Source organism: Mesorhizobium sp. B2-1-3A, assembly GCF_006442655.1.
Lineage (GTDB): Bacteria > Pseudomonadota > Alphaproteobacteria > Rhizobiales > Rhizobiaceae > Mesorhizobium.
Genome location: NZ_VFWK01000003.1, coordinates 61,134 through 81,426, shown reverse-complemented (window position 1 = coordinate 81,426; position 20,293 = coordinate 61,134). Strand labels below are relative to the sequence as shown.

The 20,293-nt window shown below is 63.8% G+C and carries 20 protein-coding genes and 1 pseudogene; 11 read left to right on the top strand and 10 right to left on the bottom strand.

Annotated features, from left to right (window positions below; genetic code table 11):
- Positions 1 to 107: 107 nt before the first annotated feature.
- Positions 108 to 1,784 carry a 2-isopropylmalate synthase gene (leuA, locus tag FJ977_RS11750; protein WP_181179852.1) on the bottom strand — a complete coding sequence of 559 codons (1,677 nt, stop codon included), beginning with the start codon at positions 1,782 to 1,784 and terminating at the stop codon, positions 108 to 110.
- Positions 1,785 to 2,279: 495 nt separating this feature from the next.
- Between leuA and FJ977_RS11740 the strand changes: the two genes are divergently transcribed.
- The 3 genes from FJ977_RS11740 (at position 2,280) to FJ977_RS11730 (ending at position 4,697) form a co-directional block, all read left to right on the top strand.
- On the top strand, positions 2,280 to 3,446 hold the full coding sequence (locus FJ977_RS11740; RefSeq protein WP_140771565.1) for an ATP-grasp domain-containing protein: 1,167 nt from the start codon (positions 2,280 to 2,282) through the stop codon (positions 3,444 to 3,446).
- Between the two features lie 5 nt (positions 3,447 to 3,451).
- On the top strand, positions 3,452 to 4,228 hold the full coding sequence (locus FJ977_RS11735) for an esterase family protein (RefSeq protein ID WP_140771563.1): 777 nt from the start codon (positions 3,452 to 3,454) through the stop codon (positions 4,226 to 4,228).
- A 154-nt stretch (positions 4,229 to 4,382) separates the two neighbouring features.
- Positions 4,383 to 4,697: a nuclear transport factor 2 family protein gene (locus tag FJ977_RS11730; RefSeq protein ID WP_140771561.1), complete on the top strand. Its 315-nt coding sequence runs from the start codon at positions 4,383 to 4,385 to the stop codon at positions 4,695 to 4,697.
- Positions 4,698 to 4,712: 15 nt separating this feature from the next.
- On the opposite strand, the gene FJ977_RS11725 is transcribed toward FJ977_RS11730, so the two are convergent.
- Entirely contained in the window at positions 4,713 to 6,245 is a 1,533-nt protein-coding gene (locus FJ977_RS11725) for an MFS transporter (RefSeq protein ID WP_140771559.1), read from the bottom strand.
- A 148-nt stretch (positions 6,246 to 6,393) separates the two neighbouring features.
- On the opposite strand from FJ977_RS11725, the gene FJ977_RS11720 reads away from it, so the two are divergent.
- The 6 genes from FJ977_RS11720 to FJ977_RS11695 all read left to right on the top strand — a co-directional run bounded on the left by FJ977_RS11720 (position 6,394) and on the right by FJ977_RS11695 (position 11,360).
- The gene (locus FJ977_RS11720) at positions 6,394 to 7,281 is read left to right on the top strand and encodes a LysR family transcriptional regulator (RefSeq protein WP_140771557.1); all 888 of its coding nucleotides are present in this window, start codon (positions 6,394 to 6,396) and stop codon (positions 7,279 to 7,281) included.
- A 156-nt stretch (positions 7,282 to 7,437) separates the two neighbouring features.
- Positions 7,438 to 7,899 (top strand): MarR family winged helix-turn-helix transcriptional regulator, encoded by a 462-nt coding sequence (locus tag FJ977_RS11715; RefSeq protein ID WP_140771555.1) that lies wholly within the window; start codon positions 7,438 to 7,440, stop codon positions 7,897 to 7,899.
- 52 nt (positions 7,900 to 7,951) lie between these two features.
- Positions 7,952 to 8,515 (top strand): isochorismatase family protein, encoded by a 564-nt coding sequence (locus FJ977_RS11710; protein WP_140771553.1) that lies wholly within the window; start codon positions 7,952 to 7,954, stop codon positions 8,513 to 8,515.
- A gap of 2 nt (positions 8,516 to 8,517) precedes the next feature.
- Entirely contained in the window at positions 8,518 to 8,847 is a 330-nt protein-coding gene (locus tag FJ977_RS11705) for a hypothetical protein (protein WP_140771551.1), read from the top strand.
- Positions 8,844 to 10,133, top strand: coding sequence for an MFS transporter (locus FJ977_RS11700; protein ID WP_140771550.1), 1,290 nt, complete (start codon positions 8,844 to 8,846; stop codon positions 10,131 to 10,133). Before FJ977_RS11705 ends, FJ977_RS11700 begins: the two co-directional genes overlap by 4 nt.
- Before the next feature lie 147 nt (positions 10,134 to 10,280).
- Positions 10,281 to 11,360: a siderophore-interacting protein gene (locus tag FJ977_RS11695; protein ID WP_140771548.1), complete on the top strand. Its 1,080-nt coding sequence runs from the start codon at positions 10,281 to 10,283 to the stop codon at positions 11,358 to 11,360.
- A 22-nt stretch (positions 11,361 to 11,382) separates the two neighbouring features.
- On the opposite strand, the gene FJ977_RS11690 is transcribed toward FJ977_RS11695, so the two are convergent.
- The 5 genes and pseudogenes from FJ977_RS11690 to FJ977_RS11670 all read right to left on the bottom strand — a co-directional run bounded on the left by FJ977_RS11690 (position 11,383) and on the right by FJ977_RS11670 (position 14,527).
- Positions 11,383 to 12,486 carry an AbrB family transcriptional regulator gene (locus tag FJ977_RS11690; protein ID WP_140771546.1) on the bottom strand — a complete coding sequence of 368 codons (1,104 nt, stop codon included), beginning with the start codon at positions 12,484 to 12,486 and terminating at the stop codon, positions 11,383 to 11,385.
- 92 nt (positions 12,487 to 12,578) lie between these two features.
- Positions 12,579 to 12,822 (bottom strand): annotated as a pseudogene (locus FJ977_RS36255) (type II toxin-antitoxin system prevent-host-death family antitoxin).
- A 48-nt stretch (positions 12,823 to 12,870) separates the two neighbouring features.
- Positions 12,871 to 13,179: a putative quinol monooxygenase gene (locus tag FJ977_RS11680; protein ID WP_140771544.1), complete on the bottom strand. Its 309-nt coding sequence runs from the start codon at positions 13,177 to 13,179 to the stop codon at positions 12,871 to 12,873.
- 64 nt (positions 13,180 to 13,243) lie between these two features.
- Positions 13,244 to 14,026 carry an SDR family oxidoreductase gene (locus FJ977_RS11675; protein ID WP_140771542.1) on the bottom strand — a complete coding sequence of 261 codons (783 nt, stop codon included), beginning with the start codon at positions 14,024 to 14,026 and terminating at the stop codon, positions 13,244 to 13,246.
- A 63-nt stretch (positions 14,027 to 14,089) separates the two neighbouring features.
- Positions 14,090 to 14,527: a DsrE family protein gene (locus FJ977_RS11670; protein ID WP_140771540.1), complete on the bottom strand. Its 438-nt coding sequence runs from the start codon at positions 14,525 to 14,527 to the stop codon at positions 14,090 to 14,092.
- Positions 14,528 to 14,622: 95 nt separating this feature from the next.
- Between FJ977_RS11670 and FJ977_RS11665 the strand changes: the two genes are divergently transcribed.
- The gene (locus FJ977_RS11665; protein WP_140771538.1) at positions 14,623 to 15,726 is read left to right on the top strand and encodes a hypothetical protein; all 1,104 of its coding nucleotides are present in this window, start codon (positions 14,623 to 14,625) and stop codon (positions 15,724 to 15,726) included.
- Positions 15,727 to 15,882: 156 nt separating this feature from the next.
- Here the strand turns inward: FJ977_RS11665 and FJ977_RS11660 are convergent, their stop codons facing one another.
- From FJ977_RS11660 to FJ977_RS36655, 3 genes are all read right to left on the bottom strand, one after another.
- Positions 15,883 to 16,830, bottom strand: a complete 948-nt coding sequence (locus tag FJ977_RS11660) for a cation diffusion facilitator family transporter (protein WP_140771536.1) — start codon at positions 16,828 to 16,830, stop codon at positions 15,883 to 15,885.
- 4 nt (positions 16,831 to 16,834) lie between these two features.
- On the bottom strand, positions 16,835 to 19,024 hold the full coding sequence (locus tag FJ977_RS11655) for an anthranilate synthase (protein WP_140771534.1): 2,190 nt from the start codon (positions 19,022 to 19,024) through the stop codon (positions 16,835 to 16,837).
- A gap of 126 nt (positions 19,025 to 19,150) precedes the next feature.
- The gene (locus FJ977_RS36655; RefSeq protein WP_274609153.1) at positions 19,151 to 19,276 is read right to left on the bottom strand and encodes a hypothetical protein; all 126 of its coding nucleotides are present in this window, start codon (positions 19,274 to 19,276) and stop codon (positions 19,151 to 19,153) included.
- 68 nt (positions 19,277 to 19,344) lie between these two features.
- Here FJ977_RS36655 and FJ977_RS11650 point away from each other — a divergent pair, with 68 nt between their 5' ends.
- The gene (locus FJ977_RS11650; protein WP_140771532.1) at positions 19,345 to 20,115 is read left to right on the top strand and encodes an isocitrate lyase/phosphoenolpyruvate mutase family protein; all 771 of its coding nucleotides are present in this window, start codon (positions 19,345 to 19,347) and stop codon (positions 20,113 to 20,115) included.
- Positions 20,116 to 20,293 lie beyond the last annotated feature (178 nt).

Here is a 20,293-nt window from a genome sequence, read left to right as displayed (position 1 = left end):
GCCGGTCACGGGACGACGCGGGTGGATGTGGGCAAGCTCTTGTTCCGGCTTGAAAAAATAGCGGCGCGAGAGCCGGTCGAATCTCTCGCGCCGATAACCGGCAAATGCTACCGCGCCTTGCGGCCGACGATGCGGTTGGCGGCCGAAGTCACCGCTTCCAGCGATGCGGCGACGATGTTGGTGTTGATGCCGGCGCCGAACAGTTTGCCGCCGGGATATTCCATCTCGACATAGGAAATGGCCGACGCATTCGAGCCGCGCTGCATCGAGTGCTCGGAGTAATCGAGCACCGACATCTCGACGCCGACATGACGCGACAGCGCGTCGACGAAGCCGTCGATCGGACCGGTGCCGGTGCCGGATATGGTCACTTCCTTGCCGTTGTCGAGGATGACCGCCTCGACAACGCGCCGGCCCTTCACCTCGGTATCGGGATAGGTGTGGTGGTCGAGGAATTTCAGGCGCGCGCCCGGCTGGTCGACATAGGTCTCGAGGAAGCGTTCATGAATGCGCTTGACCGGAACCTCCTTGCCTTCGGCGTCGGTGATCGCCTGGATCGCCTGGCTGAACTCGATCTGCAAATTGCGCGGCAGGTTCAAGCCGTAATCGGCCTGCAGCACATAGGCGATGCCGCCCTTGCCCGACTGCGAGTTGATGCGGATGATCGCTTCGTAGCTGCGGCCGACATCGGCCGGGTCGATCGGCAGATAAGGCACTTCCCACAGGCTGGTGTTGGCCTTCTTCAAGGCCTTCATACCCTTGTTGATGGCATCCTGGTGCGAGCCGGAAAAGGCAGTGTAGACGAGTTCGCCGACATAGGGGTGACGCTCGGGGATCTTCAACTGGTTCGAGTACTCGTAGACGTCCTTCATCCGGTTGATGTCGGAGCAGTCGATGCCGGGATCGACGCCTTGCGTGTACATGTTGAGCGCCAGGGTGACGATGTCGACATTGCCGGTGCGTTCGCCATTGCCGAACAGCGTGCCTTCGACGCGGTCGGCGCCGGCCATCAGGCCGAGCTCGGTGGTGGCGATGCCGGTGCCGCGGTCATTGTGCGGATGCAGCGAGATGATCAGATTTTCGCGGTTGTCGAGATTGCGGCACATCCATTCGATGCGGTCGGCATAGACGTTGGGCGTCGACATCTCGACCGTCGACGGCAGGTTGATGATCAGCTTGTTGTCTGAAGTCGGCCTGACGATCTCGGTGACGGCGTTGCAGATCTCCAGCGCCACTTCGAGCTCGGTGCCGGTGAAGCTCTCCGGCGAATATTCGAAACGGTAGCCGCCGCCGGCCTTGGCCGCCATGTCGGTGATCATCTTGGCGGCGTCGGTGGCGATGCGCTTGATGCCGCCGACATCTTTTTCGAAGACGACGCGGCGCTGCAATTCGCTGGTCGAATTGTAGAAATGCACGATCGGGTTGGTGGCGCCCTTCAGCGCTTCGAAGGTGCGGGTGATCAGCTCGGGCCGGCATTGCACCAGCACCTGCAGCGATACGTCGGCGGGGACGTTGCCTTCCTCGATGCACCAGCGGGCGAAGTCGAAATCGGTCTGCGAGGCCGAGGGGAAGCCGATCTCGATTTCCTTGAAGCCCATGTCGAGCAGCAGGCCGAACATGCGCGCCTTGCGCTCATGACCCATCGGATCGATCAGCGCCTGGTTGCCGTCGCGCAAATCGACCGAGCACCAGATCGGCGCCTTGTCGATCACTTTCGAGGGCCAGGTCCGGTCGGTGAGGCCTACGGTCGGATAGGGCTGATATTTGCGGGCCGCATCCGGCATGCCCTGGGCTGACTCGGTCATGCCCTTCGGAGCATTCTTGCCGGCTACCGCGGCATCAGGGCGGATTTCTTCTCGTGCGTTCATCGTCTTGTTCTCCCGGCGGCCCTCGGATCCGTCTTGGACGGATGGGTGGCGAGTGGCGCCTTTACCAGATTTTCGTTCGCTTGATATGACTGCCAAGGAGCATGCGCTTGCGCGGCGGTTCGACCGCCGGGCGCTCCTTCAGCGAACCCGGCGATCGCCGATAAGGCCGAGAAGAAGCAGGGTCGAGGCAAGCGCGCGCACGGTCTCGCCGGCAAAGCCGGTCTGACGGGAAGCGGTGGTGGCGCGCGTGTTCATGCCGGCTCTCATACAGGAGCGGCCCGTGAGAGGCAAGCGGGCCGGGATCCGTCGACCATTATCCTCAATGGGATGCTCTTTCCCGCGCGCCGCAAATGCGCCAGACTTGGGCGCCGGCGGGGCTGCGGTGCGCCATCGCCGGGAAGGGGGTCGTCCATGAATTTCGTGTTCTTCTCGCCGCATTTCCCCGCCAACGGCGCCGATTTCTGCGACCGGCTGAAGAAGGCGGGCGCCACCGTGCTCGGCATTGGCGACACGCCCTACGACGCGCTGGACGGCAAGCTGAAAGCAGCACTTTCGGAATATTACCGCGTCGCCGACATGGAGGACTACGATGCGGTGTTCCGGGCGATAGGTCATTTCATCCACAAATGGGGCCGCATTGACCGCTTCGAATCGCTCAACGAGCACTGGCTGGAACTGGAAGCCAACATCCGCACCGATTTCAACGTCTACGGCACCAAGCTCGATTTCGTGAAGAACCTGAAGCGCAAGAGCCGCATGCGCGCCTTCTTCCGCAAGAGCGGCGTCGAGACGATCGCGCAGCGCAAATGCTCCGACCGCGCCGGCGCCATGACCTTCATCCGCCGCGTCGGCTATCCCGTCGTGGTGAAACCGGATTCGGGCTCCGGCGCCTCGAACACCTTCAAGATCTCCAACGCCAAGGAACTCGACCAGTTCTTCCGGGACAAGCCCGAGGACGTGACCTTCGTCATGGAGCAGTTCATCGAAGGGCTGGTGGTGACCTATGACGGGCTGGTCAACCGCGACGGCGAGGTCGTGCTGGCGGCCAGCCACCGCTATGACCAGAGCGTCATGGAGGTGGTCAACAAGGACCGCCACATGAGCTACACCTGCTTTCCCCGGATCCGACCTGTTGTCGAGGAGGCCGGACGCAAGATCCTGAAGGCGTTCGACGTGCGCGAGCGCTTCTTCCACATCGAGCTGTTCGAGACCAGGGACGACCGGATCATCGCGCTGGAGGTCAACATGCGGCCGCCCGGCGCCTGGATGACCGACGCGATCAACTACACGTTCGATATCGACGTCTACGCGGCATGGGCCGATATGGTGGTCAAGGACGCTGCCGGCGGGCCCTATGAGGGCAAATATTTCACCGCCTATGCCAGCCGCAAGCGGCACCTCCACTATTTGCACAGTCATGAGGACGTGCTAGCGGCGCACCGCGACAAGATCGTCCACCATCAGCCGATAGAAGAGGTTTTCAGCCGCGCCATGGGAAATTACGCCTACCAGATGCGCTCGAAGGATCAGGCTGATCTGCGTGAGGCGGTCGCCTATATCCACGCTGAAAAGGCTTGAAGGCGATGGACATCTCCTATCACAAGCATTTGGCCCGCAATCTCGGCCGCGACATGGAATACAAGCGCTACGGCCATGCCGGCCGACCGGTGGTGGTGTTCCCGACCTCGCAGGGACGGTTCTATCAGTTCGAGGATTCCGGCGGGGTGGGCGCACTGGCCGAATTCATCGACACCGGCCGCATCCAGCTGTTCACGGTCGACGGCATCGATTCGGAATCCTTCTTCGACAAGCATCACGACGCCGCGCACCGCATCGCCCGGCACGAGGCCTATTTCCGCTACGTGCGCGAGGAGGCGCTGCCGGAATTTTTGTCCACCGCGGCGGCCGCCAATGGCGGGCGCAAGCTGAAGCCGTTGTTTTCAGGCTGTTCGATGGGCGGCTACCACTCTTCGAACTTCGTCTTCCGCTTTCCGGAGCTGGCCAGCGGCGTCATCTCGCTGTCGGGCGTCTATTCGGCCCGCGATTTCTTCGGCAAGGCGCTGGAGGGCGACATCTTCTACAACTCGCCGCTCGATTATCTGCCCGGCATCGTCGACCCCAAGCTGCTGGCCCGGCTGAAGGCGCTGAGGCTGATCTTCTGCTGCGGGCAGGGCGCCTGGGAAGAGCGCATGCTGGTCGAGACGCGCCAGCTGGAGCAGATACTGCGCGACAAGTCGATTCCGGCCTGGGTCGACTATTGGGGTGGCGATGTCAGCCATGATTGGCCATGGTGGCACAAGCAGCTGGTCTATTTCTTCGGCCGGTGGCTGGATGATGATCTGATGCATCGGCTCGATTAAGGTGCATTGATATTCAGGTGATGCCGGTCTGCAAACGAAGGTTTCCTGCGCTTCCGGTGCTCACGTACTTCAAGTACGCTCCGCTCCGGTTCTCGGAAACCATCGTTTTCGACTCGGCCTGACCTGAATCTCAATGCACCTTGGGCGCTGACGAATGAACACACCCGACCCCATCCGCCGCTTTGTCGATGCCACCAACAAGGGTGACACGGAAGCCTTTCTCGATAGCTTTGCCGACGGCGCGTTCCTGAGCGACTGGGGACGATCGTTCCAGGGCCGCGAGCAGATCGCGGGCTGGAACCAGTCGGACAATATCGGCGTGAAGTCACATCTGAGCATCGTCAGCGTCACGCCGGCGGACGGCACTTATCGCGTCCGCATCGCCGTCAAGGGCAAGGGCTTCAACGGCGAGGGCGACATGGCTTTCACGCTGGATGGAGACCGCATAGCGAGCCTCGTCATCACCTGATGTCGTCGCGGACGATCATGCCTCCTGGCACGCCGGCAGCGGGACCGCCTCGTGTTCCGCCGCCGATCCGCGGCGCAGGCCGAGGAAGACGACAAGGGCGGTGACGATGGTGATTACGGCCAGCACGATCAGCAGCCGGTCGAACGCCGTCTCATAGGCCTCGACAAGGACGCCGGCATTGGCCAATGGCAAATGTTGCGCCGTTTCACCGACATTGCCGGTGACCAGCAACTGCGCCGCGGCGGCCGTATCCCTGGGAGATGCGCCTCGAGTGGCGAGTTGTGCTGCGGTGAAGCCCGACAGGGTCGCCATCACGATGGCCAGCGCCACGCCCTCGCAGGCGACGCGGGTGGTGTTGAAGATGCCGACCGCCATGCCGGCGCGCTCCTTCGGCACGACGCTGACGGCGAGCCCGTCCATCAATCCCCAGGGCAGAGCGATGCCGACGCCGATCAGCATCAGCGGCGCCACCAGCGCGATGGCGACCGGTGGGACTAGGCTCAGCCAGACGAGGCCGGCGGCGGCAATCAACAGACCCGCGCCGCAGATCGTGGCCGGTGCGATCCGGCGCGCCAATTGGCCGGCGAGCAAGGGCAGCATCAGCAGTGGCCCCGACAGGCAGATCATCAATTGCCCGGCCTTGACCTCGCTCATTGCCTGGATGCCGATGAAGCGGATCGGCAAAAGCACCAGCAGGACGACGAAGCCATAGGCGGGTGCCGCCGCCAGGAACTGGACGCCGACGAAGCGGGGAAAGCGAAACAGGGTGAGATCGAGCATCGGCCGGCGCACGCGCCGCTCGACGATGACGAAGGCTGCGAAGAAGAGGACTGCCGCCGCGAGCAACACGATGACGACGGGATCGGTCCAGCCGGTCTGCGGCGCCTGCAGCACGCCATAGGTCAGCGCGGCCAGCGCGACGGTGAAGGTGCCGGCTCCCGCCCAGTCGAGCCCGGTTGCATCCGGGTCGCGCGATTCCCTGATGGTGCGCAGGCCGAGGGCTGCCGCGGCGATCGCAAGTACTACAACCAGAACAAAGATCGACCGCCAGCCGAATGCGGAGATGAGCAGGCCCGAGGCGATGGGGCCGAAGGCCAGGCCGATGCCGAAACTGGTGCCGAGGAAGGAGAAGGCGCGCAGCCGCAGCGGCCCTTCGAATTCCTGGGCAAGTGCCGAGGCGCCGCCGGCGAAGGCCAAGGCACTGCCGATCCCTTGCGCGGCCCTGAACATGTCGAACCAGACGATGTCGGGCGCCAGCATCGCGCCGAGTGATGCCACGATATAGAGGCAGAGGCCGGCAAGGAAAACGCGTTTGCGGCCGTGGTTGTCGGCCAGCGCTCCCGATGCCATCAGGCCGGCGCCGAAGGTCAGCATGAAGGCGTTCGTCACCCAGTTGAGCGCGATCGGGCTGCCGCCGAGATCGGCAGCAATGCGGGAGAGCGCGACGGCCGGGCCGGTAAAGGTCAAGGGCATGGTCATCGCGGCAAGGCATACCGACAAGAGCACGAGCCATCTCGCTGTCGAGCCGGTTGTGGTCTGCAATGTCATGGATTTTCCTATCTGAAGCAGCATCGGCCGGCATGGCGCACGGGTTGCGGCGCCGGTCGTAACGACAAGATAGGTCGACGGCCTTTCAGGAAAAATGGTATTATATCTCCTGATATACCGGACTAAAACGCTCGAATGGAAGAATGCGATGGATCGTCTCAGCGGCCTCATGGCCTTCGCCCGCACCGCCGAACTCGGCAGTTTCATCGCGGCCGGCCGGGCGCTCGGCATCTCTGCCTCCGCTGTTGGCAAGAGTGTCGCAAGGCTCGAACAGGAACTCGGCGTGCGCCTCCTGCAGCGCAGCACACGGCGCATCGGGCTGACGGAAGAGGGCAGGCTGTTCAACGAGCGGGTGCGCCGCATCCTCGACGACATCGACGATGCCGAGGCGATGCTGTCGCGGACACGAGAGACGCCGCACGGCCGGCTGCGCGTGTCGACCCCGATTGTCACCTACCATCTGCTGCTGCCGGTGTTGTCGGAGTTCATGGAGCGCTACCCCGAGATCGAGCTCGATATCGATTTCAACGATCGCATCGTCGACGTCATTGAAGAGGGCATCGATGTCGCCATTCGAAGCGGCCAGCTGCCCGATTCACGATTGGTGTCGAGACCCGTTGCGCCGTTTCGCATGCTTTTGTGCGCGGCGCCGTCCTATCTCGACCGCCATGGCACTCCCGGCGTGCCGGCAGATCTCATCAGGCATTTCGGCATCAACTTCCGCTTTCTCAACAGCGGCAGACTGCTGGAGTGGCCGTTCATCACCGGCGCCGCCGAACCGCAGATCCGCTCGATGCTAACCTGCAACAATATGGAAGCTTTGAAGGGCGCCACGATGGCTGGCCTCGGCATCGCCTGCATGCCCGATTTCCTGGTCCGCGAGGCGCTACGCGACGGCAAGCTGCGGATCGTGCTGGACGATCATGTCGACGGCCGTGGCCAATTCCGGATGCTATGGCCGTCCAATCGCCATCTGTCGCCGAAGGTGCGCGTCTTCGTCGATTTCCTTCCCGAGCGCCTCGCTGTGGCGCGATAGGCGGACTAGCGGGGCACGGCCTGCGGCCGGCCCGGGCTCACGGTCTTCGGCCGGCCAGAGGTCACGGCCTTCGGCCGGCCAGAGGTCACGGTCTTGTGATTTCGGATATGAAGTTAAACTTTGAAGTTTAGCTTCGTATCTACTACAAAAGCCGCCATGAAAGATCAATTGCCCCCGCAGGACGACCCCGAAGCCGCGCATGCGCTAGCCCTGGCGGCCGAGCTTCGGGTGGTGGCCGGCAGGCTGATCCGGCGGCTGCGCGAACAGGCCGATACCGGTGATCTGACCACGTCGCAGAAGTCGGCGCTGCTGCATCTCGAGCGCGAGGGGCCGGCGACGGTGACGACGCTGGCGCGCGCCCAGGACATGCGTCCGCAGTCGATGGGCGCCATTGTGTCAGCGCTACAACTGGCCGGTCTGGTGGAAGGTGCGCCGGATCCGGCCGATGGCCGGCAGATCCTCCTGTCGCTCACGGCAGCCTGCCGGGACATGATCGCGACCGGGCGGGCGGCCCGACAGGACTGGTTGTTCCGCGCCATCCAGGCGAACCTTGACCGCGAGGAGCAGAAGCAACTCGCGGGCGCCGTCGAATTGTTGAAACGGCTCGCCGACTCCTGACCCTTCAATATCCACGATCCACGCAGCCGTTCGATCGCCGAAAGGAAGCATAATGGCAGTCACCACGCTTGACCCGAAGACCGCACTTATCGTCATCGATCTGCAAAAGGGCATTGTTTCGCTACCCTGTGCCCATCCGGTCGGCGACGTCATACAGCGGGCCGGCGCGCTCGCCGATGCGTTTCGCGGCCGCGCCTTGCCGGTCGTGCTCGTCAACGTCGCCGGCGCGCCTTCGGGCCGGACGGAGCAGGCGCCGCGCGTGCGGGAATTTCCCGCCGGCTGGACTGATCTTGTCCCCGAACTGAAGCAGCAGCGGGAGGATCACATCATGACCAAACGCACCGTGGACGCCTTCGTCAACACCGATCTCGAAGCCTGGCTGAAGGGCGAGGGCGTCACCCAGGTGGTGATCGCCGGCGTCTCCACCAGCATGGGCGTCGAAGCGACCGCCCGTCACGCGCGCGATCTCGGGTTCAACGTCACGCTCGCCGTCGATGCCATGACCGACATGAGCCTCGATGCCCACACCAACAGCACCGCGAATATTTTCCCGAGGCTGGGCGAAAACGGCACGACACAAGACATCCTCGATCTCCTGGCCAAGGGGAGTGCCTGACAATGCAATGGATCGACTTTGTGTCCTATTTCTTCGGTGGCGCCGTGCTGACGAATGCCGTGCCGCATTTCGTCAGCGGCGTGATGGGGCGGCCTTTTCAAAGCCCCTTCGCCAAGCCGCGCGGCCAGGGCCATTCCTCCTCGACCGTGAATGCCCTGTGGGGATTCCTGAACCTGGCGATCGGTTATCTCCTGGTGGTGCGTGTCGGAGATTTCGACCTGCGATCCACGGATGATGTCGTCGCGTTGGGGTTGGGCACCCTCCTCATGGGGGTGGCGACGGCACGCATGTTCGGCCGCTTCAACGGCGGCAATGCCCCAGCCGACGGATGAGCGGTCCGGCAAAAGGCACGTTCCGTTCGCTGGCCAATTTCAACTACCGGATCTGGGCCGGTGGCGCGATCGTGTCCAATGTGGGAACCTGGATGCAGCGCACCGCCCAGGACTGGCTGGTGCTGACCCAACTGACCCACAACAACGCGACCGCCATGGGCGTGGTGATGGCGCTGCAATTCGCGCCGCAGATCCTGCTGCTGCCATGGACGGGCTTTGCCGCCGATCATCTCGACCGGCGCAAGCTGCTGCTCGCCACGCAAGCCGCCATGGGCCTGCTCGCGCTCGGCCTTGGCCTGCTCACCGTCGCCGGGCTCGTGCAATTGTGGCACGTCTATGTGTTCGCATTCCTGCTTGGCTGCACGACGGCGTTCGACGCGCCGGCGCGCCAGACATTCGTCTCCGATCTGGTCGGCGAGACAGACCTGTCGAATGCCGTGGCGTTGAATTCCACCTCGTTCAATGTCGCGCGCATGATCGGGCCTGCCGTCGCCGGCGCCCTTATCGCCTCCGTCGGCTCCGGCTGGGTGTTCCTGATCAACGCGGCATCGTTTGCCGCGGTCCTTGCCTCGCTCGGCCTGCTGCGCCTCGGTGAGCTTCACCTGAAGGACAAGACGCAGCGGAGCCGCGGCAGGCTTGCCGAGGGTTTTGCCTATGTCTGGAAGCGTCCTGACCTCAAAGCCATCCTTTTGATGCTTTTCCTGATCGGTACGTTCGGGCTCAACTTCCCGATCTTCATTTCAACCATGTCCGTTTCCGTCTTTCACGCGGGCGCCGGCCAATACGGGCTGTTGACGTCGACCATGGCGATCGGATCGGTCACCGGCGCATTGCTGGCGGCCCGGCGCGAGCAGCCCCGCCTGGCGTTTCTTCTGGCGGGCGCCGCGATCTTCGGCTTTGGCTTCAGCCTGGCCGCGATCATGCCCAATTACTGGCTGTTCGGCCTGGCGCTCGTTGTCATCGGCGTCTCGGCGCAGACTATGACCACCTCGACGATCGGCCTGGTGCAGCTTTCAACCGAACCTGCCATGCGTGGGCGTGTGATGGCGATCCTGCTGGCCATAACGCTGGGCGGCACCGCTCTCGGCGCGCCCGTGGTCGGCTGGGTGGCCGATGATGTCGGCCCACGCTGGGCGCTCGGCGTGGCCGCCATTGCCGGCTTTGCGGCAGCTCTCGTCGGAGTTCGCTATCTCGCGAGGTATCGCCACTTGCGCGTGCGGATCGAGGCCGGACGTCTCCGCTTCGACCTCGACGATGGCAAAGCCGAGCCGGCAGAGGCCGGATAGTGTCTTCTCCGGCGTCCTGATAAAAATATGATTACTTACATCAAGTTTCGGTGGAAACCCCGGCGGCGCTGTGGCATGCCCCGTGATGGCAACGAGGCCAGGATCTTTCGGCGGCTTCGTTTGAAGCGCTATCGAGGGATTTCAGCGATGGACCAGTTGAGTGCGCAGACCCGCATCAGCGACGAGGCGATCAGGTCGGCGATCGAGCGTCTACGCGCCGAGCACCGCGAATTCGAGATCGAAACCGGTGCCGCCGATCGATGGGAGCTTCGCCTGTATTACGGGTCGGTGAGCGCGACGCGTGAGGGCGACGCCATGCTCATCCGTGTCGCGGCGATCGACGAGACCTGCCTGTCCTACATGAAGATGACGGTTGCCGGACATGTCGCGCGGCATCTCGGCACCGCCAGCGGATTGCGCTGGCAAGGCGATGGCAGCGACGCCGGCACGCCGGTCTTCTTCCGCGAGATCACGGTGATGTCGTCGGCGCGGATTTCGCCGCACATGCAGCGCCTGCGCTTCGCAGGCACGGATCTCGACCGCTTCACTCATGGCGGCCTGCACATGCGGCTGCTGTTGCCGCCGCGCGGCCGGCGGCCGGTCTGGCCCTCCGTGGGCCCTGATGGCCTGCTTGTCTGGCCTGCGGGGGAGGATGCGCTCACCATACGGGTCTACACGATCCGGGCGATCGATGCGGCAAGCGGCTGGTTCGATGTCGATTTCGTGCTGCATCCCGGCCAGGATACGCCGGCCGCCATCTTCGCGCAGAATGCACGGGCGGGAGACGTGATCGGCATGGTCGGGCCCGGGGGCGGCGATGCGCCGGAGGCAGGAACCCTGCTTCTGGTCGGCGACGACACCGCGCTGCCCGCCATCGGCCGGATCCTCGAGCATCTGCCGCCGTCAAGCCGAGCCGAGGCGCTCATCGAGGTCGATGGGCCGGACGACCGGATCGCGCTGCCGCAAGGCGAGAACATCGATATCAGCTGGTTCTACCGGCACGGCCGTGAAGCTGGCACCGCCGGCCTGCTGCCGGCCGCCCTGCGCGAGCGCAGTCACGCAGCGCTTGCCGACGGCCTCTTCGTCTGGGCCGGATGCGAATTCACCGATTTCCGCGAACTGCGCAAGATCGTGCGCAAGGAGTGGGGCCTGCCACGCGACAGGCATATGGTCACCGCCTATTGGCGTCGCGGCGCGCAAGGCGAGAACGGCGGCGGCGAGGAATAGGGCGCCGATGCGCTGAAGCCGATCAGTCCCGGATGCTTCTGGCCACCAGACGCGCGACGCTCGGGCCGACGAGCAGCACGATCAGGAAGCGCGCTGACTGCAGCGCCATGACGAAGGAGATGTCGACGTTCTGCGCCGCGGCGGCAATGATGGCCACGCTGTCCATGCCGCCGGGGCTGGTCGCCAGATAGGCGGTCAGCGGATCGATGCCCAGGAGATGGCTGATCAGGAAAGCGAGCCCGCCGCAGAATGCGATCAGCGCCACGATCGAGGCGATGATCTGGGGCAAGGCCCGCGTCGCATGGCGCAGGATCGGCCTGGTGAAATTCAGCCCGATCGACCAGCCGACCATGGCGTAGCTGATAGCCAGCAGCCAGGGCGGCAACTGCATCTCGACGCCAAGACCGAGATGGATGACGCTGCCGAAGATGAAGGTGCCGAGGAAGAAGGGCGAGGGCAGCCGGCAGAGCTTGCCCGCCAGGCCGCCGGCCAGCGCGATGCCTGACGTGGCGGCGAAGGCCTGGGCATCGATCGGCGGAAACCAGATGATGGGCGGGATTTCGATGCCCGATGTGTCGACCCACATCTTGGCGACGATGGCGGCCGTCATCGAAACGAAAATGACGCGCAGATACTGCATGAAAGCGACAAGCCGCTGGTCGGCGCCGAAGGCGCCGGCCATCAGCACCATGGCGGTGGCGGCACCCGGCGAGGAGCCCCAGACGGCGGTGGTGCCGGGCAGGATGCGCCAGCGGCTGATCAGCCAGCCAAGCAGGCTGGAGGCCGCGACCGTTGCGATCACAACGCCCAGGAACAGCGGCCACTCTGCGTAGAAGACGGGAAAGATGTCGGCCGAGATCGACGCGGCGACGAGACAGCCGACAATGGCCTGGGCGGAGCCGAACAGCAGGCGCGGCACGCGCACCGTGGCGCCATTGGTGCCGGCGACGATCGCCGCCAGCATCGGCCCGATCAGCAGCGCCGCCGGCAGAGCGGCGAGTTCGAGCGCACCGGCAAACAGAGCGGAGATGGTGAGCAGGACCAGCCATTGCCAAGGCTTGCCCATCCGCGCCATGCGCTCGGTGGCGGGCTGGTCCTGGGGTGGAGACTCGGCCGAGGAATCCATAGTTTTGGTCTTAGACCTGGCGCGTGAAAATGCGAACCACGGTTTACCGAAAAAATGATGGTTTCACGCGTCCAGGCGCCGAGTAACAGCTTTCATATGTCGGCGCTGAACCGTTGCTCGATCTCATCGCGACCCATGCGGTCGAAATCTTCAGGGACGGAAAGGCCGGTCATAGAACCAACCCGTCGCTTCTGCGGTGCGGGCTGATCGATAGGCACGATTCTGGCCAATGGCTTGCCGGCGTTGGTGATGATGAACGACTCACCTTTTGGCTACCTGTCTTACGAGGCGCGACAGATGGGCTTTCGCATCGCGAATGTTGACCGTCCGCGTCAAAGGGTTGCTCCTCAATGACTGACACTGTGCGGGCCTTAGCTGTCCGGCTCAGCTCGTCTTGCCGTCGACCAACCCGAAGCCGCCGACGGGGTGGGTCTCCACCTGGAATTCGAAGCCGGCGATGAAGGGGCGGGCCTTGGCGATGGCCGCCTGGACTTCCGGAAGCTGCAGGGAAGCCTTGTGGCTTGCCTGATCCGTCCACACTTCGGTCACCCAGATCGCGTCGGCATCGGCCGGATCGGTGGCGACGATGTAGCTCAGGCAGCCGGGCAGGGCGCCGGTGCTGGCGCGCAGCACATCCATGACCGCGTCGCGCTGGCCGCGCGCTGCCCGCATCTTGCCGATCAGTCCGTACATTCCGTGTCTCCCCCTGGGATTGGCGCGAAAGGAGTATGCAGGGCGCCAGTATGCAATTCACGGCTCACGGCATCAACTGGCCGCCATTCACCTCGATCGACTGGCCGGTGATGTAGCCGCTCAACAGGTCCGATGAGAGGAACAGATAGGCGCCGACGCAGTCTTGCGCCGTGCCGGCCCGCCCCTGCGGAATTGTGGCGACCATGCCCTTGATCTGCTCCTCGGTCGAATAGCGCTCGTGGAACGGGGTGAGAATGGTACCGGGCGCCACGGCGTTGACGCGGATGCCGAAGCCGATCAGCTCCTTGGCCATGCCGCGTGTCACATTGGAGACGAAGGCCTTGGCCGAACCGTAGAGACCGGCACCGCCGCCCGCGCCATTGCGCGCGGCGATCGAGGAGGTGTTGACGATGAAGCCGCCCTGCTTCTTCAGCCACGGGATTGCCTTGCGGGAGGCGGTCAGCACCGAGCGCGCGTTGAGGTCCATCACGGCGTCGTAATGCGCTTCGGTCTGTTCGGCATAGGGTATGCGGCCGAGCATGCCGCCGGCATTGTTGACCAGTCCGTCGAGACGGCCGAAATGCCGCGCACTGTCCTCGACAACGCGTTCGACATCCGTGGGCAGGGAAAAATCGCCCTGGACGAGGAAGACCTCGCCGCCGCTGTCGCGAATGGTCTTGCCAAGTTTCTCGGCGGCCTCCTGGCTCGAATTGTAATGCAGCGCCACCTTGGATTTCTGCGCGGCATAGGCCAGCGCGAGTGCCGCGCCTATGCCGGTCGAGGCGCCGGTGACCAGCACCGCCTTGCCAGCGAGATCGGGGATGGTAAGCGCGGTCGTGGTGGGCACTGTCGGTCCTCCGGAGCGTTCAACGGGACCAGCCGTTCCAAGTCCCATGGTCGAGACTGTGCACTATGGCCGGAGATAGGCATAGCCCTGGCTTTGCAGTTCCGCGAGCTTGACGACGCCGCCCTTGTCGGCGGCATGGAAGCCGTCGAGCAGGTCGGCGAGCGAAATGTCCATGCCTTGCATGGTGTTGGCGCAGGCTTGCGGCTCGAGCCCCTGCCGCACCAGGCCGGCGAAGCGGCCGGAGACCGCGGCCGATATACCCTTAGACTTGAAGGCGGCCAGGGCCGGGCCATGCACGACCAGCACGATGTCGACATTGCCGCCAGTGCCCTCATAGTGGTTCTTGATGTTGCCGAGCACGAAATTGACCTTGTCCACATCGCTCAGGTGATAGGCGACCTTCAGCCTGGCGGGCTCGGTGGCTGCCGCCTGCACCGCCCGCAAGCCAAGAAACGTTCCGGTTCCGGCAAGAACCGCGCGGAACATGTCACGCCGGCGCATGGCTTCCTCCTCCAATTTCACCGCGATTTGCGTGGCTCCGGCCGCAATACTAGCATAAATTGACGTTACGTCCTGTCGATGCGAGGAGGGATCACATGACGTTCAGGGCAGAGGAAAGGAAGACAATTGCGCGCGCTGGATTTGGCGTGGTGCTGCTCGGTTTGCTGTCAGGCACGGCTGTCGCCGGCGACACGCTTAAACTCAGGGAACTCAGCCCGAACGGGGCGGACGCCTGTTTCGGGCGGGTCTATGACGCAGCCCATCTCAAGGCGCATCCGAAGCAGAAGGTGGCGCGGATCTTCTTCTACTACGGCCATGACCCGGTCAGCCGGCCGAACGAAGAGCCCACGGCAAACGCCGACACGTCTTACAATGGCTTTCTCTCCACCACGGTGCGTGGCGCCAAGGCGCCGGAATGGGCCGGCGGCTGGTGCAATCATGAATCCGAGGACGGCACATCAGGCCCGATCCGTTGTGGCATGGATTGCGATCGTACGCTGGCCTCGCTGAAAGTCGACGACAAGGGCCGGCTGCTCCTCTCAGATCTGTCCTCCGATATCTACCTCGATCCGGACTCGGAGGAGCAACTCGGCAAGGCGGAATACAACCGCCAGGCGCTCGGCTCGGAGGATGATAATTTCCGCCTTGACCCGATGCCGGCCGCGACCTGCAAGGCCGAGTTCGCACGCATCGATCCCATTGATCCGGCGCTTGGGGACCCGTTGCGCGTGCGGCTGAAGCCAGACCAGCCGTTCTGCTATGGGCGCGACTATGACACGGCCCATATGAGTTCGCACCCCAACCAGCTGACGCAGTCGATCCGGGTTTTCCGCGGACCGGTGGAGCTGGCATCCTTCGCCTCTAGCGGCGACGCCGCCAACTGGCCCGACGGCGCTGACATTGCCATCTCAGTGACGACCAGAAAGAATGAGACCAAGGTCACGCAGACCTATTCCTGCCAGGGCGAGGCCGACCAGTGGCGTTGCGCGGCAAGCTCGAAGATGAGCGATTTTGCCTGCGACATCGCGCAGAAGGAAATCTACCTCAAGCGCGGCGCCAATGGCATGATGATGCTGGCCAATCCCAATAGCAGCCTGGCGATTGTCGATCTGTGCTCGAAAGCCGCCGACGGCAGGACGAAGTCGGACGACAAGGTCTATCGGCTGGAGCCAATGCCGCAATCGGCCTGCGCACCTTGAGGCCTGCCGATATTCAGGTGAGGCCGGCCTGCGAATGGCGGCTTCCTGCGCTTCCGGTGCTCACGTACTTTGAGTACGCTCCGCTCCGGTTCTCGGAAGCCACCATTCTCGACTCGGCCTGACCTGAATCTCGACAGGCCTCAGGCTAGCGCGAGGCTACGCAAACGGCACGGCCGTCGTGCCCTTGGGCAGTTTCGCCTCATCATCTGGCTCGACATGGATGGTGACGCGCACCGAGGGGATTTCGGCTTTCAGCGCGTCCTCGATGCGATCGCAGATGACGTGGCTGGCGCCCACCGACATGTCGGCGTCGACGACCAGATGGAACTCGATGAAGGTGGCGCGGCCGGCGATACGGGTCTTGAGGTCGTGCACCTCCAGCGCGCCCTTGCAGTTGGCCGAGATGATGTCGCGGATGCGCATATGTTCCTGCGTGTCGACGGCGCGGTCCATCAGCCCGTTCATCGACGAGCCGATGACGTGCCAGCCCTGCCACAGGATGTTGAGCGCGACGATGACGGCAAGTGCCGGATCGAGGATCTGCCAGCCGGTCAGGATTGCGCCGACCAGGCCGCCGAAGACGCCGATCGAGGTCACCACATCGGTCATGATATGATTGCCGTCGGCGACCAGCGCCGGCGATTTCTCGGCCCGGCCGACGCGGATCAGCGTCCAGGCCCAGAAGGCATTGATGGCGGTGGCGACGCCATTGATGGCAAGTCCTTTCCAGGGTTGCTCGAGCGGCGCCGGCGTTTGCCAGGAGCGCCAGACCTCGTTCAGGATCAAAAGCGCGGCGACGACGATCAGCACGCCTTCAAGCACGGCCGAGAAATACTCTGCCTTGTGATGGCCGAACGGGTGGTCCTGGTCGGCCGGCTTGTAGCTGACCTGGATCGCCCAGAAGGCGGCGACCGAGGCAATGACGTTGACGATGGATTCCAGCGCGTCCGAATAGAGCGCGACGGAGCCGGTGACGTACCAGGCGGCGACCTTCAGCGCGAGCACGACAAAGGCGATCACGATCGACCAGAAGGCAAGGTTGGCGACCTTGCGCTTGCCGGCGGCTTTCGTCGCGATCATCATGGCGTTCTCGGCTTCGGCCATTTCGTCAGGCTGCCTTTTCCTTGGCCTTGCGCGGCAAATGGGCGACGATGTTCTCGATGATGCGCATGCCGGCATTGTGGCCGAGCGTCATGATCGATTCCGGGTGGAACTGCACCGCGGCGATCGGCTCCTTGCGATGTTCGAAGGCCATGATCACGCCGTCCTCTGTTTCCGCCGTGACGATGAAGTCGTCAGGCAGCCGCACCGGATCGGCGAAGATCGAGTGGTAACGGCCGACGGTAACTTCCTTGGGCAGGCCGGAGAAGATGATGCCCGGCTTGGAGACGCGGATGCGCGAGGGCTTGCCGTGCATCGGGATGTGCAACTGCCGCAATTCCCCGCCATAGGCCTCGGCCAGCGCCTGCAGGCCGAGGCAGACGCCGAAGATCGGCAGGTCGCGGGCGCGCGCCTTCTTGATGGTGGCGGCGCAGTCGAAATCCTTCGGCGTGCCGGGTCCGGGCGACAGCACGACGAGATCCGGCTTCAGCCGCTCGAAAACTTCCTCCGGCACCGGCGTGCGCACGGTCGAGACATTGGCGCCGGTCTGGCGGAAGTAGTTGGCCAGCGTGTGGACGAAACTATCCTCATGATCGACGAGCAGGATGTTGACGCCGTCACCGACGCGCGCGGTGGTGCGCTCGGTGCTGGCGGAATTGCCCGTCTTGGCGTCGCGGATGGCGGAGAGCATGGCGGATGCCTTCAATTCGGTTTCGGCTTCTTCTTCCTCGGGAATGCTGTCGAAGAGCAATGTGGCGCCGGCGCGCACCTCGGCGATGCCGTCCTTGATGCGGATGGTGCGCAAGGTCAGGCCGGTGTTCATATCGCCGTTGAAATTGACCATGCCGATGGCGCCGCCATACCAGGCGCGCGGGCTTTTCTCGTTCTGCTCGATGAAGCGCATCGCCCACAGTTTCGGCGCGCCGGTGACGGTGACCGCCCAGGCATGCGAGAGAAAGGCATCGAAGGCATCCATGCCTTCGCGCAGCCGGCCCTCGATGTGATCCACGGTATGGATCAGGCGCGAATACATCTCGATCTGGCGGCGGCCGATGACGCGCACCGAGCCCGGCTCGCAGACGCGCGACTTGTCGTTGCGGTCGACGTCCGAGCACATTGTGAGCTCGGACTCGTCCTTCTTGGAGTTAAGCAGCTTCAGGATCTGCTCGCTATCGGAAATGGCGTCGTCGCCGCGCTTGATGGTGCCCGAGATCGGGCAGGTCTCGACACGGCGGCCGTTGACGCGCACGAACATTTCCGGCGAGGCGCCGATCAGGTATTCGCCTTCGCCCAGATTGATGAAGAACGAATAGGGCGAAGGGTTGATCGACTTCAGCTTGCGCGAAATCTCGGATGGCTGCGTCTCGCACCGCTCGTAGAACATCTGGCCGGGAACGACCTCGAACAGGTCGCCGCGCTTGAACGAGTCCATCGCGCGCCGCACAAGGTTGGCATATTCGCCGGGCTCATGGTCGCCGCGCGGCGGGATGCGGTCGGCGGTCTGGAACGGCTCGGCGATTTCGTCGCGCGGCAGGCCATCGGTCGAAAAACCCTCGCCTGAATAATCGTAGCGGTCGGTCCAGGCCTTGGCCGAATAATGGTCGACGACCAGGATCTCGTCAGGCAGGAACAGCACGAGGTCGCGCTGGCTCTCCCTGCGCTCGAGCTTGTAGTCGACCGGGTCGAACTGGAAGGCGAGGTCGTAGCCGAAGGCGCCATAGAGGCCGAGATTGGCGTCTTCCGCTGTCTTGAACAAAGCGGTGATGGCACGCAGCACGGTAAAGACCGAAGGCACGCGGCTGCGCTCCTCTTCGGTGAAGACACGGCCCGGTTTGGCGACATCGAGGCGGATCAGCTTCCTGGTCGTCTCGGCGATGGTGACGTCTGCAAGGCCACCCAGCGTCTTGCCGACGACCGGCAACAGCGCTTCGCCACGCCCGTTCAGCGCCTCGATGCGCATGGCGCGACCGCGCGCGGAGATGACCAGAGGCGGATCGATGATGGCCGTGTCCCAACGCGTATAGCGGCCGGGATATTCGTAATTCGAGGAAAACACGGCACCGCGGCGCGAATTCAGCCCGTCGACATAGGTGTCGATCGCGCCTGCATAGGGCCGGTCGTGGCGCTCGCGGGTGATGGTGATGCCACCCGCGGTCACGAAGCTTTCAGCGCCGTTTTCCAGAACCTTCATCGTCATTGCCGTCTCCATCTGGCTTGTTGGGGCAACGGACCCGGGACTGGCTTGGAAAAAACAAATGGCCGCCCGGACTTTCCGTTGCGGCCACCCTCTCTTTTCACGCACGCGCGTTCGAACAGGCCGCTGTCAGCAGGCCCACCACCAAATGGTCTTGGTCGAACGCATGTTCATGGCGAAATCCATAGCGGCGAAAAACTGGATGCGCAACTGATTTGAAAAGCCTCTTCGGTGGCCGCCGGTTCCCAGGCTCATGGCACATCGCCAGAGCCGGCGGTCGCGTCTAGGCTGGACCTTCAACAATACGAAAACGGGAAACACCGATGACCGAACAGGCCGAGCGCGCGCGGACGTTCCATTCCCTTCACGTGAAGGGCAACCCGATCGTTCTCTACAATGCCTGGGATCCGGGCTCGGCGAAGATCGTGGAGAAGGCGGGCGCCAAGGCGATCGCCACCGGAAGCTGGCCGGTCGCGGCAGCGTTCGGCTATGCCGATGGCGAGAAGATCCCGCTGGAACTGGCACTCGACAACATCAAGCGTATCGTGGCGGCGGTCGACCTGCCGGTGACGATGGACCTCGAGGGTGGCTACGGCGTCGATCCCGAATTCGTTGCTCGCACGGTGACGTTGGCATTGCGCGCCGGTGCCATCGGTTTCAATTTCGAAGACCAGATTGTCGGCGGCAGCGGCCTGCACGACATCGTCGTCCAGGTAACGCGCATTGAAGCCGCCGCCGCTGCCGTGAAGGCTTCCGGCATTCCGGCATTCCTAAACGCACGCACCGACATTTTTCTCAAGGCGAAGCCGGACGCGCATGACGACGAACTGCTCGATCAGGCCATCGAGCGGGCGCAGGCATATGAAAAGGCCGGAGCGAATGGCTTTTTCGCACCGGGTCTTGGCGACGAGGGCTTGATCGAGACGCTCTGCAAGTCGACGAACCTACCGGTCAACATCATCGCACTGGCGCATGTGCCGCCGCGCCAGCGGCTGGCCGAACTCGGCGTCGCCCGCATCAGCCATGGCCCGGTGCCTTACCGGCAGATGGCCGAATGGCTGGAGGCGAAAGCGCGGCTGGCGATTTCTGGCTAAGTGAAAGCATCCCCAACTTCGTCATCCTATGGCGGAGCAAGGAGCGTAGCGACGCCGCGCAGACCATAGGATCCATTCCGTGACCTTGCTGGCGGGTGCAGCGGGGCAAAATTCTGCACCGTAGCGGCGCATCGAAGTCGCGGCATGGATCCTCGGGTCTGCGCGGCGTCGCTACGCT

What these genes read in the sequence shown, in the direction of transcription:
- leuA (WP_181179852.1), bottom strand. Translation starts at nt 1,784, where the DNA reads ATGCCGGATGCGGCCCGCAAATATCAGCCCTATCCGACCGTAGGCCTC.
- FJ977_RS11740 (WP_140771565.1), top strand. Translation starts at nt 2,280, where the DNA reads ATGAATTTCGTGTTCTTCTCGCCGCATTTCCCCGCCAACGGCGCCGAT.
- FJ977_RS11735 (WP_140771563.1), top strand. Translation starts at nt 3,452, where the DNA reads ATGGACATCTCCTATCACAAGCATTTGGCCCGCAATCTCGGCCGCGAC.
- FJ977_RS11730 (WP_140771561.1), top strand. Translation starts at nt 4,383, where the DNA reads ATGAACACACCCGACCCCATCCGCCGCTTTGTCGATGCCACCAACAAG.
- FJ977_RS11725 (WP_140771559.1), bottom strand. Translation starts at nt 6,245, where the DNA reads ATGACATTGCAGACCACAACCGGCTCGACAGCGAGATGGCTCGTGCTC.
- FJ977_RS11720 (WP_140771557.1), top strand. Translation starts at nt 6,394, where the DNA reads ATGGATCGTCTCAGCGGCCTCATGGCCTTCGCCCGCACCGCCGAACTC.
- FJ977_RS11715 (WP_140771555.1), top strand. Translation starts at nt 7,438, where the DNA reads ATGAAAGATCAATTGCCCCCGCAGGACGACCCCGAAGCCGCGCATGCG.
- FJ977_RS11710 (WP_140771553.1), top strand. Translation starts at nt 7,952, where the DNA reads ATGGCAGTCACCACGCTTGACCCGAAGACCGCACTTATCGTCATCGAT.
- FJ977_RS11705 (WP_140771551.1), top strand. Translation starts at nt 8,518, where the DNA reads ATGCAATGGATCGACTTTGTGTCCTATTTCTTCGGTGGCGCCGTGCTG.
- FJ977_RS11700 (WP_140771550.1), top strand. Translation starts at nt 8,844, where the DNA reads ATGAGCGGTCCGGCAAAAGGCACGTTCCGTTCGCTGGCCAATTTCAAC.
- FJ977_RS11695 (WP_140771548.1), top strand. Translation starts at nt 10,281, where the DNA reads ATGGACCAGTTGAGTGCGCAGACCCGCATCAGCGACGAGGCGATCAGG.
- FJ977_RS11690 (WP_140771546.1), bottom strand. Translation starts at nt 12,486, where the DNA reads ATGGATTCCTCGGCCGAGTCTCCACCCCAGGACCAGCCCGCCACCGAG.
- FJ977_RS11680 (WP_140771544.1), bottom strand. Translation starts at nt 13,179, where the DNA reads ATGTACGGACTGATCGGCAAGATGCGGGCAGCGCGCGGCCAGCGCGAC.
- FJ977_RS11670 (WP_140771540.1), bottom strand. Translation starts at nt 14,527, where the DNA reads ATGCGCCGGCGTGACATGTTCCGCGCGGTTCTTGCCGGAACCGGAACG.
- FJ977_RS11665 (WP_140771538.1), top strand. Translation starts at nt 14,623, where the DNA reads ATGACGTTCAGGGCAGAGGAAAGGAAGACAATTGCGCGCGCTGGATTT.
- FJ977_RS11660 (WP_140771536.1), bottom strand. Translation starts at nt 16,830, where the DNA reads ATGGCCGAAGCCGAGAACGCCATGATGATCGCGACGAAAGCCGCCGGC.
- FJ977_RS11655 (WP_140771534.1), bottom strand. Translation starts at nt 19,024, where the DNA reads ATGACGATGAAGGTTCTGGAAAACGGCGCTGAAAGCTTCGTGACCGCG.
- FJ977_RS36655 (WP_274609153.1), bottom strand. Translation starts at nt 19,276, where the DNA reads ATGAGCCTGGGAACCGGCGGCCACCGAAGAGGCTTTTCAAATCAGTTG.
- FJ977_RS11650 (WP_140771532.1), top strand. Translation starts at nt 19,345, where the DNA reads ATGACCGAACAGGCCGAGCGCGCGCGGACGTTCCATTCCCTTCACGTG.